Annotated in this window: 2 pseudogenes; both read right to left on the bottom strand. The window is 48.8% G+C overall.

Annotation, left to right across the window (positions count from 1 at the left end):
* A pseudogene (locus ACTHTJ_RS10675) lies at positions 1 to 297 on the bottom strand (capsular polysaccharide export protein, LipB/KpsS family); the annotation flags it as partial.
* A gap of 378 nt (positions 298 to 675) precedes the next feature.
* A pseudogene (locus ACTHTJ_RS10670) lies at positions 676 to 972 on the bottom strand (electron transfer flavoprotein-ubiquinone oxidoreductase); the annotation flags it as partial.

Below are 972 nucleotides of genomic sequence, written 5' to 3'. Positions count from 1 at the left end.
GAAATAGCCTTCTTCAAACGCCCAGAAACCGGCTTGGTTTTCGGTTGCAATGCGTTTTGCAATGACGTGATAAGGGCGCATGTCGCCAAAGCAGACAACGGCCCGGATATGATGTTGAACGATGTATTCTCGCAAAAATTAAGGAAAGGCATCGTAGTCGTCGTTAAAAACAACGGTATAAGCTTGAGTGGGCGGATAAAAACAACCACCACCCACACCAAAACCAAACCCACACACAACCCCACCACCCACAACCAACCAACCAACAAAACACAAAAAAAAACCACCAACCAAACCAACAACCACACAACACACCACCCAAAAACAACAACAACCCAAAACACCACCCACACCAAACCCCCCCAAAAAAACACCAACACAACAACAACCCACACCAACACACCCACACAACCCACCAACAACCCCACCCCCAAACCAAACACAAAAACCAACACCCCCACCCAAAAAACACACACCCAAAACCCAACAAACCCAAAAACACCAACCCCAACCAAACCCCACACAAAAAACCACCCCAAAAAAAAACAAACAACCCACCCCCCAACAACCAACCACCACAAAAAAAACCACCCAAAACCCACCCAAACCAAACCCCAAACAACCCCCCCACACCCCCACCCACCCACCAACACAAACACAAAAACAACCACCACCAACACCAACACAAACCAAACCAAAACAAACACCCCACCTGAACAACGGACAGACACCGCACGCGGCGCAAAACCCTTGACACAGCCAGCTTTGTTCAAAGCGTCGCTGATAATCCGCCGCCTCTTTGCCGCTGTCAAAACCCTCCACTTCTTCGAGGTTTTCCAACAAAGGAAACACAACCTCTGCAACAAGCATAGCGGATTTCATAGCCGTACAGATGCCCCCAATACACAACACACCCAAAAAACCAACCACACCACCAACCAAAACACCACCCCCAAACAAAAACCCCAACCA

The sequence above is a fragment of the Neisseria sp. P0018.S001 genome, from assembly GCF_051957355.1.
Classification (GTDB): Bacteria; Pseudomonadota; Gammaproteobacteria; order Burkholderiales; family Neisseriaceae; genus Neisseria; species Neisseria subflava_A.
Note: the sequence above shows the minus strand (reverse complement) of the source record. Positions and strands in the feature narration are given on the sequence as shown.